At 73.2% G+C, this 15,057-nt stretch carries 16 protein-coding genes; 3 read left to right on the plus strand and 13 right to left on the minus strand.

The features are described 5' to 3' along the window. Positions 1-424 precede the first annotated feature (424 nt). The gene (locus B0I28_RS26320) at positions 425-1,168 is read left to right on the plus strand and encodes a hypothetical protein (protein ID WP_106366851.1); all 744 of its coding nucleotides are present in this window, start codon (positions 425-427) and stop codon (positions 1,166-1,168) included. A gap of 256 nt (positions 1,169-1,424) precedes the next feature. On the opposite strand, the gene mobF is transcribed toward B0I28_RS26320, so the two are convergent. Further along, positions 1,425-5,450, minus strand: coding sequence for a MobF family relaxase (gene mobF, locus B0I28_RS26325; protein ID WP_146148256.1), 4,026 nt, complete (start codon positions 5,448-5,450; stop codon positions 1,425-1,427). Positions 5,451-5,689: 239 nt separating this feature from the next. Between mobF and B0I28_RS26330 the strand changes: the two genes are divergently transcribed. Together B0I28_RS26330 and B0I28_RS26335 are read left to right on the plus strand one after the other, a co-directional pair. Continuing rightward, complete coding sequence (locus tag B0I28_RS26330; protein WP_106366853.1) at positions 5,690-6,532, plus strand: ribbon-helix-helix domain-containing protein; 843 nt, start codon at positions 5,690-5,692, stop codon at positions 6,530-6,532. A 57-nt stretch (positions 6,533-6,589) separates the two neighbouring features. Continuing rightward, entirely contained in the window at positions 6,590-7,102 is a 513-nt protein-coding gene (locus tag B0I28_RS26335) for a Pycsar system effector family protein (protein ID WP_106366854.1), read from the plus strand. Positions 7,103-7,156: 54 nt separating this feature from the next. Here B0I28_RS26335 and B0I28_RS26340 read toward each other — a convergent pair whose 3' ends face one another. The 12 genes from B0I28_RS26340 to B0I28_RS26390 all read right to left on the minus strand — a co-directional run bounded on the left by B0I28_RS26340 (position 7,157) and on the right by B0I28_RS26390 (position 14,888). Further along, on the minus strand, positions 7,157-8,521 hold the full coding sequence (locus tag B0I28_RS26340; protein ID WP_106366855.1) for a hypothetical protein: 1,365 nt from the start codon (positions 8,519-8,521) through the stop codon (positions 7,157-7,159). 210 nt (positions 8,522-8,731) lie between these two features. Beyond that, the gene (locus tag B0I28_RS27540) at positions 8,732-8,872 is read right to left on the minus strand and encodes a hypothetical protein (protein ID WP_181245986.1); all 141 of its coding nucleotides are present in this window, start codon (positions 8,870-8,872) and stop codon (positions 8,732-8,734) included. 93 nt (positions 8,873-8,965) lie between these two features. After that, the gene (locus B0I28_RS26345; RefSeq protein WP_106366856.1) at positions 8,966-9,847 is read right to left on the minus strand and encodes an HlyD family secretion protein; all 882 of its coding nucleotides are present in this window, start codon (positions 9,845-9,847) and stop codon (positions 8,966-8,968) included. 96 nt (positions 9,848-9,943) lie between these two features. Beyond that, complete coding sequence (locus B0I28_RS26350; RefSeq protein ID WP_219927007.1) at positions 9,944-10,681, minus strand: NUDIX domain-containing protein; 738 nt, start codon at positions 10,679-10,681, stop codon at positions 9,944-9,946. A gap of 69 nt (positions 10,682-10,750) precedes the next feature. Further along, positions 10,751-11,125 carry a hypothetical protein gene (locus B0I28_RS26355; protein WP_106366857.1) on the minus strand — a complete coding sequence of 125 codons (375 nt, stop codon included), beginning with the start codon at positions 11,123-11,125 and terminating at the stop codon, positions 10,751-10,753. After that, on the minus strand, positions 11,122-11,604 hold the full coding sequence (locus tag B0I28_RS26360; RefSeq protein ID WP_106366858.1) for a hypothetical protein: 483 nt from the start codon (positions 11,602-11,604) through the stop codon (positions 11,122-11,124). The genes B0I28_RS26355 and B0I28_RS26360 overlap by 4 nt, the downstream gene beginning before the upstream one ends. Positions 11,605-11,693: 89 nt before the next feature. Continuing rightward, positions 11,694-12,221, minus strand: a complete 528-nt coding sequence (locus B0I28_RS26365; RefSeq protein ID WP_106366859.1) for a hypothetical protein — start codon at positions 12,219-12,221, stop codon at positions 11,694-11,696. Between the two features lie 27 nt (positions 12,222-12,248). Continuing rightward, positions 12,249-12,647: a hypothetical protein gene (locus tag B0I28_RS26370; RefSeq protein WP_106366860.1), complete on the minus strand. Its 399-nt coding sequence runs from the start codon at positions 12,645-12,647 to the stop codon at positions 12,249-12,251. 51 nt (positions 12,648-12,698) lie between these two features. Further along, on the minus strand, positions 12,699-13,055 hold the full coding sequence (locus B0I28_RS26375) for a hypothetical protein (RefSeq protein ID WP_106366861.1): 357 nt from the start codon (positions 13,053-13,055) through the stop codon (positions 12,699-12,701). A 1-nt stretch (position 13,056) separates the two neighbouring features. Next, positions 13,057-13,860: a hypothetical protein gene (locus B0I28_RS26380; RefSeq protein WP_106366862.1), complete on the minus strand. Its 804-nt coding sequence runs from the start codon at positions 13,858-13,860 to the stop codon at positions 13,057-13,059. A gap of 18 nt (positions 13,861-13,878) precedes the next feature. Next, positions 13,879-14,361, minus strand: coding sequence for a hypothetical protein (locus B0I28_RS26385; protein WP_146148257.1), 483 nt, complete (start codon positions 14,359-14,361; stop codon positions 13,879-13,881). Between the two features lie 242 nt (positions 14,362-14,603). Further along, positions 14,604-14,888: a hypothetical protein gene (locus tag B0I28_RS26390; RefSeq protein ID WP_146148258.1), complete on the minus strand. Its 285-nt coding sequence runs from the start codon at positions 14,886-14,888 to the stop codon at positions 14,604-14,606. Positions 14,889-15,057: the final 169 nt, after the last annotated feature.

Consider the following 15,057-nt stretch of genomic DNA (forward strand, 5'->3'; position numbering starts at 1 on the left):
CGGACGAGGCCGATGAGCGCCATGGGCTCCCTCTGTGTCTGGGAAACGGGTCGCGGTTGGTTGTTGGACATCGTTCCAGACGGACGGGATTGTCGGACGGCTGGGAGCGGGTTCGGGGCCGCCGCCGGCGGCGCCGGTCCGGATCCGCGAAGCGACCATTTGCCGGACAAGCACCGCGGCGCCCGCCGACGAGGGTCGCGGCCGCGGGGTCTGGCGCGGGTGCTGCGGCAACAGCGACCCGCGCCTTTCTCGTCCCGCACCAACGGTCGGAGAACGGGCTACGCGAGGGCTTCCCCTTCCAGCTTCGCTGCCGGGGCGCCGCCGGGCAACGCTTATCTGTACTCGCTTCAGGAGGCGGACAGGCTACGAACGCTGAGTGATCCGAGGCGAGCGGGCCGGACAGGTGGCTGGCACACTGGTGCCCATGTCGATCTTCAAACGCCCCGAGTGGGTTCCCGAAGGTGAGCTCGACCGGAGGGTCGGCTTGATGGTGGCGATCAAGCTGCGCCAGCGGCTGGAGCAGTGGCCGGTCGCCAAGCCCAAGGCCAAGCAGTGCGCGTTTGCCCGCGGCACAGGCGATGTCGCACGCAACGTGGTGTTCGAGTTCGGCGCTGAGACCTACACGCTGCTGCCGACCCTGACCTACCTCGACATGCTCGCGCTGACGCTGGCCGATCCGAAGGAGCCGGTCCTCAACGAGTACCGGAACGCGGTCGAGGTCGTCGCCGAACGGCTCGGTGAAGCCTCCGACCCCGGCCTCGGCGACGAGGCCAGCCGCCTCCAGCAGCTGCGGTGGGCCGAGGACGGCCTGGAGAACCTCGTCCGCCTGCCGGGGTGGACTCCCGATCCGGCCCGGAGCGAGACCACCGCGGCGCTCTCGCGGATGATCGGCCGGCGCCTGGCCGACTGGCCCTACGGGCTCAGCCTCGACGAGCAGCGTGCCTACGCCCGCTCCCTCGCCGCCGAAGCCGCCGACATCACCGGGGTCGACGCCGCGGATCCGAGCGACGCCGACTTCGCCCGCGTCGTCGACTTCCTGCGCGAGCTCTCCCGCAGCTACGCCGACCCGGACCCGCGCCGGGACGTGAGCCTGGGACAGTTCCGCATCGGCGTGGTGCGCCTGGCCGCGAGGCTCCTCATCGCCGCCGGACCCGCCGAACGCCAGTAGCGGCCGCTGCCTGCACGACGGCGGATTGCCTCGGTACCGATGTACAACCGTATCGATTCTTGAAGTGCGATACGGCCACCAAGGACCCGTCCACATGCAGGGATCCAAGCTGGGGCATCCAACAGGGCATCCACGGCCCCGTCCAGTCGATGCGGGGCGCGCACCCTCCGTTCGGGCAGGTCAGCGCCCGCGCACCCGCGCTGACCCGAAGCCCGAATATATACGTGTGTATATCCCCGCAGGGCCCGTCGGGCCGCTAGCGGCTCATGCCCATCGAGGGGCCGTTGTCGGGCCTGGGGTAGTGGTCGTAGCTGGGCGGGTGGATCCGCGCCTCCTGCTCGGCCTGGCGCTGCGCCTCGGCGCGGGCACGCTGCGCGGCGCGGACTTCGGCCTGGAGCTCGGACCTCGCGGCGGCGATCTCCTGCTCGCCTTCGGGTGTGGCTGCCCGGTGGGCGAGCTCGGCGGCCAGGCCCTGCTGCTTGGTCTTGGCGTTCGCGACGCGGGTGGTCGCGGCCGCGATGGTGGTGCGCGGGGCGTCGGGCTCGCGCACGGCTGCGACGTCCTCCTGGACGGCCTCGGCGCGGCGGTCCTCCCAGTGCGTCTCCAAGTCCTCGTGGGCGGTAAGAACCTTGGCGGGGTCGGGCCGGAAGTCGGTCCCGCCGGTGCCGCGGGGCAGGTCGCGCAGGGCCATGCCGAGCGCGTTCTGGGAGGCGCGGATCCGGTCGCCGGCGCCCTGCTGCTCGGCGGCGGCGGCGCGCGCGGCCGCGATGGCGTCCTGGACGATCTCGCGCTGCTCGTTCCGTGAGGTGCCTTGGATCCTGAGCTTGATCGGGTTCTCGGCGGCCCGGAGCCGGGCGTCCTTGGCGGTGCGGTCGGCCTCGGTCTCGGCCTGGCGCGCGGTCTGGTACCGGGCGATGTGCTCGACGATGTCGCGGGCGTGGCCGGCGGCGGCCGCGAGGTGTTCGCGCTGCTGCTCCAGGCGGGCGACGGCCGGGCCCTGGCCGTCCTCGGCGTCGGCCCGGTCGAGCCGGGCCCGGTTGAGGTCGCCCTCGTACCAGGCCTGGTACTCGCGGGCGTGGTCCAGGCGCTCCTCGGCCTTCTTGACGCCGCGGGCGGCCGCGACGGCGGCCCGGTACAGCTCGCGGGTGTCCAGGTCCTGCCACGGTCGTACCGCCGCGACGTCGACGTCGGCGGCCGCGGGTTCGACGGCCGCCTCGGTCTCGCCGCCGAAGAGTTCGCGCGCGGCCGCGGCCCGCTCGCGGGCTTCGGCGATCTTGTCGCCGATGGGCCGCTTCGCGTCAGTGCGGCGGTGCTCCAGGAGCCGGGCGTGCTCGGCGAGCCCCGCGACGGCGAGGCCGTCGGGCTCGGGCCGGTCCAGGTGCTCCAGGTAGGCGTCGACGGCGCGGCGGGCCCGCTCGGTGTCGTCGGCGGGCTCACCAAGGCGGGCGCGCGCGGCGTCGTCCTCCAGGACGTCGGCGGCGAGCCAGACGTCGACCCGTTCACGGTGGCGGGTGAGAACGGAGTAGGCGGCGTGGGCGTCCATGCCGGTCAGGGACGCGTGGACGGTCTCGGCACTCTGGCCCTGGGCGCGGTGCCCGGTGAGCGCGTAGCCGAGGGTGAGGTCCCCGAACCGCACGTACTGCTCGCGCACGGTCTTGGGGACCGGGACGGGCCCGTCAGGGCCGGCCTGGAGGATCTCGACGGTGAGCGTCCCGTCCTCGCCGATGCCGGTGACGACGCCGCGGTTCCCGTTCAGCAACCCGGCCGAGTAGTCGTTCGCCCTGGCGGCGACGACGTCGCCGACGTGGAGGTGGACGAGGGCGCCGCCCTCGATCCGGTAGTCGCGCCCAGCGGCGGGGTCGAGCTCGCCTTCGGCGATGCGGATCGCCTGCGCCGCAGCGTTGAGCGTCGTCACGTCCGCGTTGGTCGCGGCGATCATGAGGTGCTGGCGCAGGCGCTCGTGCGGGTCGCGCACGTCGCGGACGGTGGCCCACCAGGAGCCGATCATCGCCTCCCACACCCCGTCCAGGCGGGCCTCGGCGTGGACGGCGTCGCGGTCGGAGAGGGCGTCGAAGACGGCGCGGCGGTCCCCCTCGCGCCACCGCGCGAGGGCGGCGACCTCGGTCTCGTGGCGCTGCCGGCGGTTGTCGGTGAGGGTGAGTCCGTCGACGAGCTCGTGCACATCCTTGAAGGTCCCGCCCACGCCCGGGGAGCGGAGCTGGAGCGGGTCGCCGATGCCGATGATCTGCGTGCCGCTTCGCCCGGCAGCGTCGACCAGGCGGGCGGCCTGGCGGTCGTCGACCATCGCGGCCTCGTCGACCACGAGGACGTCGACGCCGGCGAGGCCCGGCCCGGCCTCGATCCGGCCGAGCCACGAGGCGATCGTCATCGCGGGGATCCCGGTCTCGGCCTGGAGGTGCTGCGCCGCGATCGCCGCGGTGGACGCGCCGGCGACGACGTGACCGGCCGCCGCGTGCGCGGAGGCGAGGGCCTCCATCAGGGTCGTCTTGCCCGATCCGGCGACGCCGATGACGGCGTCGACGCCGTGCCCGGCGGTCGCCAGCCGCTCGACCACGGCCCGCTGCTCGGGGCTCAACGCGAACCCGGCCCCGGCCTCGAAGGTCGCGATGGCGGCGTCGACGAGCTCGCCGTCGACCACGGCGATGTTCTGGTTCATGCGCGTCCGCGCGGCGGCGAGGATCGTCTGCTCGGCCGCGACGATGTCGGCCTGGGTGTAGCGCTGGGGGCTGGAGAGCGTGCCGGGCAGGTCGGCGTCCATGCGGACCGCGTAACCGGGGACGGCGAGCACGCGGTCGGCCAGGGCACCAAGCGCGGCAAGGTCGGCGACGCCGTGTTCGGTCTGATCGGCGACGGCGGCCAGGACGTCGGCGCGACTGACGACCTTGCGGTGCGCGCACAAGCCGGTGCCGGGATGCCAGACGGCGGCCGCGATGGCCTCGACGTCGGGGCCGGCCTCACGGACCGGGAACGCGGCCTGGAGCGAGCGGAAGGCCGCGGGGACCTCGGGGACCGCGGCGGCGGCAAGGCGGTCGGGGTCGAACCCGGCCGCTCGCGCCTGGTCGCGCCAGTCCTCGCGCAGCTCGGCGAGCGACGCGGTGTTCTTGCCCTCGCGGGAGGCCTCGGCGATCGCGTTGCGCACCGCGGGGGTGAGCGTCTTGTCGGACGCGTCCTGGACGGGTGCGATCTGGGCGTGCCGCTTGGAGAACGCCTCGCGCAGCTGGCGCGGGACGGCGGCGACTTCCCAGGCGCCGGTGCGCTCGTCCTGGACCCACGCGATCCCCAGCTCCGTGCTCGTGCGCGAGCGCACGCGCGCCTCCAGGAACGCGTTCGCGGCGACCGCGTGCCGGTGGAGGTCGCGGCCGCCGGCGCCGAGGGCCGACCAGCGGCCGTCCTTGCCGCGGATCATGTTGGCGATCGTCAGGTGCGCGTGGAGGTGCGGGTCGGGCATCGCCCCGTCGACGGGCCGCGCCGTGTAGTGGGTCATCGACCAGCCGAGCACGCCGGAGGACTCGATCCGGTCGGCGGTGCGCCCGCCGCCGTGGTGGCCGCGCTGCCCCCAGGCCGCCCAGGTCTCCACCGCGCCCACGGTCTCCCGCACCGACTCCCTGAAGATCGCGTCGAGCTGCTGCGCGAGCTCCTCGGGCGCGATCGCCTGCAACACCGAGTACGACTTCGGGACGTCCACCACGAGGTCGTAGCCGCGGTTCCCGACCGTCACGCGCTTCGCCTGGTGCTTGTGGGCCTCGGCGACCTTCGCCTCGCCGTAGACGACGTCGAGGTCGATCCCGGCGGCCGCGGCGACGCGAGACAGAAGGGTGATGCTCGCGAAGTGGCGGTCCTCGTTCCGGGCGACGCCGCGGGCGAGCCGCCCGAACTCGGCCGCCCGCCGGGGGTCCTCGAACAGCTCCTTCGGCTCGATCCCGGCTTCGGCGGCCGCGGCCGCGATCGCGTCGACGAGCGGCTGGGAGGCGAGCTTCGCGCGCGGGTCCACGGCTTTCTTGAGCGACACGAGGGCCTCGCCGGTGGACGGGTCGGCCCCGTCCATGAGCGCTCTCGCGGCGGCCTTGGCCTCCTCGCCTTCCAGGGGCGTCCCGGCCTCGATACCGACCTCGGCGAGGCCGCCACCGACCCACTCCAGGACCGTCTGGGACTCGTCCAGGCGGTAGTCGGCCTGGGCGTCGGCGACGACCTCGACGGCGCACCCGGCCGACTCCGACAGCCGGTACTCCACCTGCGCCGCGTCCGGACCCAGCGTCGTCACCCACGCCACCCGCACCACCCCCGTCCGTCCACAGTGCCTGTTGCCTCGGTGTTGCCCCGGCCGGGGCAACACCCCGCCCGCGTCAGCGGGGTATCGAAGATACCTGAGTGCATTAGAAGTTGATCTTGATGAAGGGTGCCATAAAAAGATCTTGGGAAAAACGATATCGTTTATTGACAGCGACAGAGAGGGGGCCTATCTTGGAATAAGCGATATCGGAAATTACTTGGAGGCATCCCATGACGAACACCAACTCGGTCGGTCGCCCCGCAGTCGGCGGCGCGGTCCACGTCCGCCTCGGCGACGCGCTCGTCGGCGAGCTCGACGCCTGGGCGACGGCCCGCGGGATGTCCCGCGCCGAGGCGATCCGCCACCTGATCGTCACGGGCATGGCCATCGGCGACGCCGCACGGACCATGGCCACGGTCGGGCAGGCCACGATCGAGAGCATGTTCCCCGAGGCCGAGGACCTGGAGGAGGCCTGGGAGCTGATCGAGGGCGAACAGATGGACTCCTTCGGCACCGTGGAGACGCACGACGACCGGCCCTACAACGTCACGATCGGCGCGACCCTGGTCCGCGGCAAGTGGCTCGTCTACTCGGAGCGGTTCGACGGCGGCGACTACGAGCACGTCGAGCGGACCGCGACCGTCCACGACAACCGCGACGGCGCGTACCGCGCCTACCTGGAGCTGCTGGTGAACACCACCGGCGAGCTGTGGTCCGAGGGCGAGGGGCCGCTGTGGGGCGACGGCATCTACGGCGACTGCATCGGCCTGGACGAGGACATCCTCTGGCGGGGCCTGATCCCCGACGCCTCGGTCATGGAGGCCGACGAGCTCGCCGCCGCCGCGGCCGGCCCCCAGGCCCTCGACGCGTTCCGCGCGAAGGCGGCCGCCGAGCTCGCCGCGTGGGAGGCCGAGCAGCGCCGCCCGGTCGACCCCGAGATCCTCGCCGACCGCCGCTGCCCCCGCTGCGACTCGAAGGGCATGGTCGTCGCCGGACGCCCGGTCCCCCACGTCTGCGCAGGCTCTAACCAGGTCGTCCCCGAGTCCGAGATGAACCCCAAGCACTACGCCTGATCCACCACGGTGGGGGAGCCGCGAGGCTCCCCCACCCGCACCCCGAGGGAGGCCCCGGTGCCCCTGATCGAAGTTCATCGCACCCACTGCCACCACACCCCGGTCGAGTCCGGCGTCGACGGCGACGCCGTGGTCCTGGACGTGCTCGACGCCTGGATCCGCGACGAGCGGGAGGCGCACCGCGCCGCCGACCACAAGGCCGGCCTCGCCGCCGCGGGGCTCGTCCCCACGGTCGCGGCCGCAACCGTCGCCGGAGCCTTCGCAAAGCTGCCGTCGGCGGCAGCCGTCCCCGGCTGGAGTGCCGCGGCGCTCGCGGCGGCCGCGCTCGTCCTGCTGGGACTGGCGGTGTGGCCGAGGATCCGCCGCGGCGCGGCCGTCGAACCCGCGCTCCTGCGCGCCGCGGCCGCGCGACACGTCGACGACCCGGCGGCCGCGGCGGAGGACCGCTCGGCCGAGCTGGCGAGCCTGAAGGCGATCACGCGCCGGAAGTTCCGCTTGACGCGGTGGGCGCTCGGCCTGACCGGCGCCGCGGCGCTCGCGGCCGCGGCCGCCGTCGTCCTCGCCGTCTGACCTGCACACACCACGGCCCCGGACCGCTCAGCGGTCCGGGGCCGTGGCTCGCCGTTAGCAGCAGCAGGGCAGGGTGGCGCTCCAGTTCGGGCAGCTCTGGCAGCGGGCGGGCACCTCCGGTGCGGGGGCGCGCTCGGCCATGGCCCGCCAGAGGGCGGCGGCCGCCTCAAGGCGCTCGATACGCATCTCGCCGCCGTCGGTGGCGACGCTCTTGCCATAAAAGCGGCGGGCCAGGTACTCCTTCTCCTCGGCCATCTTGAGCAGTTCGGCGCGGTTCTTACCCCGGGCGAGGTCGCGGGCGGCGGCGCGGACGTCGTCGAGCGCGTCGACCGTGGAGAGGGTGCGGGTCCCGTCTGGCTGGGTGTGGAGACGGGCCTCGAAGGCGGCGGCCTCGGCCCGGCCGGCGGCGAACTGCTCCTCGGCCGCGGCCGCGCACGCCTCCAGGTGTGCGGCCAGGCGCTCTCCGGTGTCGGCGCCGGGGCCGGCCTCGTAGTCCGCCCACAGGCCTTCGGCGGCGTCGCGCGCGTCGATCGCTTCGTGGCCGGTGCCGAAGCGCGGGTGGGGCTGGAGGCCGTCGACGGCGGTCGGGGCGGGGAGGGTCGCGGCCAGGGCCTGGACGCGGGAGCGGGCGTCGGCTTCGCCTGCGGCGAGGAACTCGACCTGCCACCGGGCCTTCCAGAACCGCAGCTGGGCGTCGACGCGCGCGGCCGGCGGCGCCGCCGGGGCCGGGGTGCGCCCGGCGCGGGAGGCGTCGGCGAGGGCGCGCAGGGCCGCGGTGTAGTGGCGGACGTGGATCTCGTGGCGGTCGGAGTAGTAGCCGTTCGCGGTCGAGCCGGGGTCGGCGTCGAAGGCGGCCTGGGGGTAGGCGGCGGCGAGGGCGGCGGCCTCGGCGGCGTCGGGGGTGTGCTCGGTGACGTGGTGGGCGACCTGGCCGTCCCAGTCGGGCAGTTCGGTGGCGATGAGGTGGTTCTCGACGGTGCGGTGGAGCGGCCGCTGCGTGTAGGCGCTGGTGAGGCATTGCGTGGCTTCGGCCTCGCTGGTCGCGGCGGCGCGCACTTCGATCACGGCCTCCCACAACCGGATCGGTCGGCCGGCACGGTGGTACTCCCACTCGCGGACGGCTTCGGCCTCGTCGCGGTCGAAGCCGGTGTAGATGCTGTAGGGGTCGCTCTCGCGGGCGGTGCGCCACTTCGTCTCGGCCTCGCACAGCTCGGCGCGGGCCTCGGTCTCGGCGAGGTGGTGCATGGCGGCCCAGGAGGCGACGGCGGCGGGGGTGGGCTCCCAGTCGGGGGCCGCGGCGGTGTCGGTGCCGCGGCGGACGATGCGGAGCGCCTCGGCGTAGGGCACGTGCTGGATCTTGGCGTAGGCGCGGGCGCGCTGCTGCTCGCCGCGGGAGACGGGCTTGGTGGACTCGGTCATGGTCTCGCTCCTCGGCGGTCCCCATGCGACCGCGGACAGCGAGGCTCATCGAGCCAGAGAGTCGGCGGTGAGACGTGTCTGCGCCCGGTGTTCGCTTGGCCCTGGTCGACGCGGCCGCATGGGTGCCGGTCTGGGGCGCGGGCGCGACACGTGCGCCCGGATCCGATGGTAGAGGCCGACCCCGACAGTGCGGGGCCGGCCTCGGTCGCGCTACTTCTTGCCGGGGACCGGCACGTAGATGGTGGTGCTGTTGCCCTGGGTGATGACGATCGTGGGACGCTGGGTCTGCTGCGCCATAGCGGCACTCTCCTTCGGGAGGTACCGGGCCCGGTCCCCGAGTTTTCGAGGCACGAGGGACTGGGCTCGGTGTGGCTGGACTCGTCGGCGGCCGGGAGCCACCCGCGGCCGGACGCCGGCAGGGCGCGGGCCCCGCCGGCGTTTCGCCTAGCTCCCGGAGCCGCCAGTGACGACGAGCGCGATCACGAGCACCAACACGATGGCCGAGGCGCACGCGATGATGACGGTGCGCTGGAGGCGCAGGTTCCCCGCGGCCGCCAGGGCCTTGCCGCGGGCGGTCTCGGCGGTCGCCAGGTCGGCCTTCGTGCGTTCAAGGTCGTCGACGGTGGCGCAGTCGGTGTGCTTCCGCTCGGCCGCCAAGTCCGCGCGCGCCTCGTCGAGCAGGGCGTCGGCGTTGTGCCACTGGGCGACGGCGGCCTTGTAGTCGTCCTGGGCGGCGGTGAGGTCGCGGCGGAGCTCGTCGGCGCCGGTGCGCAGGGCGTCGAGTTCGGTCCGGGTGATGCCGAGCTGGCCGTGGGCGGCCTCGGTCGCCTCGTCGAGCAGCTGGAGCGCCCGGTCGCGTTCGGCGGCGAACTTGAAGGCGAGGTCCATGGCGACGCCGTCGCGGGCGCCGGCGGTGATGGGGGTGCCGTCGCGGCTGATGCCCCACTGCCACTTGGCGAGGATCTCCTCCTGGCCGGGGTAGCGGCCGAAGGTGATGCGGGAGCATTCGATGCCGCGGTCGTCGATGACGTCGAGCCCGATCGCGCGGGCGACGTGCCGCTCCCACGGTTCGACCCACGGGCCCTCCGCAGGGTCGACGCCTTCGACGGCGGCGCGGGGGTGGTCGGACTGGCGACGCCATCCGCACGCGCACCGCACGGCGGCGACGACCTGGTCGGTGCCGCGCAGGTCGAACAGCTGGAGCGAGGCGTGGTGGTCGTCGGCCGCGGTGACGCCGAGGTCGGGCACCAGGGTCACCGGGCCGGTGGCGACGTGGTCCTGGCCCTCGCGGGCCTCGGTGGTGGTGGTGTTGTTCTGGCTGCTCATGCGGGTAGTCTCTTTCTGCTGGTTCTGGTCTCGACGGGTCGGGATTGGCTGTTCAGCGGCCCGGCCGAGTGGCTGCTCGGCCGGGCCGCACGTTCATCAGGCGGCGGGGGTCGGGTACTTCGCGATGGTGTCGCGGATGACGGTGCCGTGGTCGAACGCGATCGCGCCGAGTCGGCCGGCCAGGAGGTCGGTGATGTTCACCCACTCGGCGGCCGCGGCGTCGTCGTCGGCCTCGGGCTCGGCGAGGGCGTCCTCGCCGGTGAGGTGGACGTGCCAGGCGGTGCCGACGACGCGGCCGCGGGGGTCGCGTCCGGGCGCGTCGTAGACGTCGACGAACACGAGGTTGTCGACCTCGACGGGCAGGTGCGTCTCCTCCAGGCCCTCGCGGGCGGCGCCCGTGCGGCTGGTCTCGTCGCGGTTGACGTGCCCGCCGGGGAACGCCCACGCGCCCTTGAAAGGCGCCCATCGGCGGCGGATCATGAGGATCTCGGCCTCGCCGGTGACCGGGTTGCGGCGGGTGGCGACCAGGTCGGCGGCGTAGGCGACGAGGTCGCGGTCATCCTGGAGCTGGTGGGCGACCACGGCGGCGTAGGCGCTGAACAGGCCGGTCATGACGGTGGCGAGGACCGTCGCGAGGATCTCCATGGGGTCGGTGCCGGAGTCGGCGATGCGGTCCAGGCCCATCGCGGCCACGGCCGGGACGGCGAGGCCGAAGGACCAGGCCGCGGCGCGGTGGAGGCGGATCTCGCCGCGGGCGGGCACTCGGAGCTGCCCGTGGCCCTGGTCCTGGCCCTCGTTGCCGGTGTCGCTGGTGGGGGTGTCGTTGCTGGTCATGTGCATCCTTTGTGCTGGGTGATCTGGTGGAGGGCCCGGCCGGCGGATCCGTCCGGGCCCGGGTCTGGGTCAGCGCTCGCTGGCGGCGATCGGGTCGGCGGCGGTGCGGGCGAGGTGGACGTCGACGGCGAGGTCGACCACGAAGCGGGAGACCTCCAGGGCGATCTGGCGGTCGGTGACGGCGCCGCCGGTCTCCATGAACCGCACGAGCGCTTCAAAGGCGTGCTGGGCGCGGGAGGCGGCGTCGCGGCGGCCGATGCCGCGGGTGCGCTCGGCGTCGATCGCGGCCGCGGCGGCGTCCTCGATGAGCGCGGTGCGCGCGGCGGCCAGACGGTCTTCGGCCTCGATGGCGGCGAGGGCGATGGGCAGGGCGTTGTCGTCGGCACCGGCGGCGTTCATGAGGCCGAAGGCGCGCTCGGTGCGGGCGTGGCCGACCGGGTTCATGCCGCCACCGTCCACTCGGCCGGGTCGGCCTGGGCGTAGTCGCGGACGGTCACCCAGCCCATCTTGAGCAGGTCGGCGAGCTCCTTGTAGCTCATGCCGCGGCGGATCCCGTCGGCGACGGCGGCCTTCTTCTCGATCTTGGTGAGCTTGCGGGGCGCCGCGGCGGCGAGGGCGCGTTCGACCACGACCCAGTCGATGTAGGTCGGCAGATCGACCGGGGCGACCGGGTCGGGGGTGCGGCGGGCGCGGGCGGGCGCCTCGGCGACCAGGACGTAGCCGTCCCAGTCCTCCCAGCCGGGGACCTCGGATCCGGTGCGGGTGGTGTCGAAGGCGGCGGGGCCGGTGACGATGACGTCGGCCGCGGCCGCGAGGCCGGCGAGGGCGAGCTGCGCTTCGGCGATGAGCTCGTCGCGGGAGTACGTGGTGTCGACGACGGGCCAGACGGCGCGGAAGACGCCGCTGACGGGCGGCTGTGACATGATGCGGTCTCCTGATCTTGATCGTTGCGCGATAGGGATTGGGTTCTGCGGTCCGGCCGAGGTGCGAACTCGGCCGGACCGTCTCGGTGTCAGGCCGCGAGTGCGGCGAGGCGGTCGCGGAACGCGGCTTCAGCGACGCAGTCGTCGCAGGTGGTCGCCCAGGTGCGGCCCGGTGCGGCCTCGGGGCCGAACAGGGTCTCGTGCTGGACCGGGGTGGTCTCGACGACCTCCCATTCGAGGTCGGCCAGGGCCTGGAGGGTCCACTGGTCGAGGACCGGCTCATAGAGCTGGACCTCCGTGCCGCTCTCGCCGTCCGTGTAGCCGGCGGCGCAGGTCTCGCAGTGGACGGTCCAGTAGACGGTCGCGGTCAGCATCGCGACCGTCACCCACGGGTCGTCGTCGGCGACGACGTCGGCGGGCGTGCACTCGACGCACAGGAGCTTGCCGTCGACGACGGCCCACCCCGCCGCGGCCGCGGCTTCGGTGGCCTGCTCGGGGCTGTCGAACGACTCGGGTTCGTCGTCGCTGTAGTAGCGGCTGAGGTTCGCGTCGAGCAGGGCGGCCGTGCAGCCCGCCCCGCCGCAGGAGGCCTGGTAGTAGGTCGCGGTATCGAACATGGTGCTCCTTTCTCGCAGCCGGGGCCGCTAGTCGGTGACGACGCCGTCGAGGCGGGCGCGGAGCTCGGCGAGCTCGGCCTCCAGGCGGACGAGGGCCGCGCGCAGCTCGGCGACCTCGCCGGCCGGAGCCTCGCTGGCGAGGTAGAGGTCGTTGAGCATGTCGGCGTAGGTCTCGCGAGCGGCGAGCGAGGTGGACTCGGCCTGCATCTGCCCGATGAGGTAGGCAGCGAGGTCCTCGGCGACGTAAAGGTTCGCGGCGCCGTCCTTCCAGGCCCGCGCCGCGGCGTGGGAGTTCCCGACTTCGCTCACCGACGCGCTGCTGTAGCGGCGGAGGACATCCTTCGCCGCGTCAGTCCACTTCGCGTAGAGGGCGGCCGGGTCGATGGCGGCGGGGGCCTTGGTCTGAGTGGCCGTGGTGGTGGTCATGGTGATCCTTCCGGGTTGGCGGTGTTGATCTGGGTCGGTTGGCTGGTGTGGTCAGTCTTCGTCGGGTTCGAGGCCGAGGAACTCGGCGACGTGCGCGGGCATGTCCTCGGGGAGGTTGCCCGGGTCGTAGAACTCGGCGGGCCTTTCGGCCACGGCGTGGACGTCGGCGGCGACCTCGTCGGGGTTCTCGGGGTCCCACTCGACTGTCATCGTCCAGTCGACGGCGTGGATGGTCACCGGGAGTTCGCCGCCCTCGGGGGCGCCGACGGTGTGGAGCAGGTCGGTGCGCTGGGTGTCGGTGAGGTAGGCGGGGTCGGCGACGACGATGCCGCCGGCCTCGTGGAGGTGCGGGCCGAGGGCCTTCGCCACCTGCGGGTCGGTGATGTGGAACAGCCAGGGCATCGACATGTCAGGACTCCTCGTCCTCGTCGGTGGTCCCGGCGAGGACGCGCAGGGCGGGGTGGATCCACGCCCGGTAGGCGTCGGCCTGGGGACCGGTAAGGCGCAGGTCGGTGTCCGGGTCGTGGTGCCTCAGCGCGTTCACGAGGATCTCGGCGTGCTCGTCGACGTAGGGCGTGCGCTCCAGCAGGTGCATGATGCCGAGTGCGCGGCGGGCGTAGTCGGCGCCGCCGGTGGGGCTCTCGTTGATGTCGACGGGGCTGTTGTTCCAGGAGGAGGCGATCTCGTTCGCCGCGTCGGTGAGGTAGCCGCGGCCGCCGATGATGCGCTCGCAGATGTCGATGACGGTGTCGACGTCCTCGGTGGTGATCCCCTCGATCAGCCGGAGGGGTGTGAGCTCCATGTTGCCGTCCAGGAGGCGCCCGGCGTATCCGGCGGGGGCGGTGGACTGGGGGACCCATCGGCCGTCGACGCGGATCTCGGAGGGGGTGCGCGGGTCGGTCTGGGTCGGGCGGATCGCCGCGAGGATCCGGTCGACGGCGTCTTCGGCGGCATCCGCGGCGGCGGCCTCGGCGGGGTCGTCGAACTCCTCGCCGTCCTCCAGGGTGTCCTCGCCCCAGCCGGTCAGGACCTCGGAGAGCCACGACAGGGGGTGGGTGAGCTCGTCGACCAGGTCGGGGACCAGGCGGACCGGTGGGAGGTCTCGGCCGGCGGCGTCCTCGACGGCGCGGCCCAGGCCGGACGCGGCCAGACTCGCCGCGACACGCTCGGCTTGCTCTTCAGGGGTCTCGGGCGTCTCGTTCGGGTTGCTCATTTGGTCTCCTGGTGCTGGTCAGCGCTGGGTGCGCAGGTCGACGACAACAAGGATTTCGACGTCATCGAGATGGGTCAGTGCGGCCAAGGCGGCGTCGGGATCGACCGGCGTCAGCGCGTCGACGGGGTAGTGCACGACGGTGAGGCCCTGGCGGGCCAGGCCTGTCCAAAAGCGACGGGCCCGGTCCTCGTCCAGCGGCGAGGCGATGACGGACGAGAGGTGGACCTCGGCGTCGATGCGCCGTACGTGGAGATTGCGGTAGCCGCGGTCGGCGGCGATGAGGTCGCGAACGGCGGCGGCACGGCGGCCGGCGGCAAGCAGTTCGAGGAGCCGGTTGCGGCCGAGGCCGGGGATCCCGGTCAGGCGGCGGGCGATCTCGTTGGCGCCGGTGCCGTCGAGGTTGGCGTCGATCGCGGCGTCGATGACCTCGCTGCGGGCCTCGTCGTAGCGGTCGTAGGCGTCCATGAGGGCGCGCATCGCGGGTGAGTCATCCGTGGTCATGCACCCAACCCTACGCCCCGTCCGTAAACCAGTCAATACCTAAACCAGTTTCCATCTAAACCAATTCTGGCACACGAGACTAGGCCCGTAACTCCGTACTTACGGAGTTACGGGATGCTTTGAGCTGCGAGAACGCTAGAGGCCGCGACGCTCCTCGCCGTAGGGGGAACCGGCCGCGCCGGTCCGCTTTTTCGGCAGCGGTGCTCCAGGTCACGAGCGGCCATGAGCCCGTACTTACGGAGTTACGGGACTTCTGGGGCGCTCGCGCCGCCGCTCCACCACGTCGCGATCCGCCAGTCCTCGCTGGCGTCGAGGGCCGCGAGGATCTCGTGGACCTCCTGGGCGGCCTCCCAGTAGTCGAGTCCGTCGACGACGTGCTCCTCGCAGACGTCGGCGAGGGCCTGGAGGCGCACCCGCCACCGGTCCGCCTCGGCCGGGGTCACGATCACCTGGAGCCAGTGCTGCGGGGCCCGGGTGCTCCGCGCCATCCAGCACGCGACCGGCCTCGATTCGACTTCTTGCAACACGTGTACGAAGATAGATCATGCGGCGGTCGGGCCTTGCCGAAGCCGACGCTTGCGGCGGCGAGTAGCCCGGCCCGGTCGGGCGGTGGTGCCGCCGACCGCCACGGCGTCCGGGTACGGGGGTCCCGGACGCCGTCCGCGTCGGCCGCGAGGTGGGCGGTGCCGGAGTCGC

The sequence above is a fragment of the Glycomyces artemisiae genome, from assembly GCF_003002955.1.
Lineage (GTDB): Bacteria > Actinomycetota > Actinomycetes > Mycobacteriales > Micromonosporaceae > Glycomyces > Glycomyces artemisiae.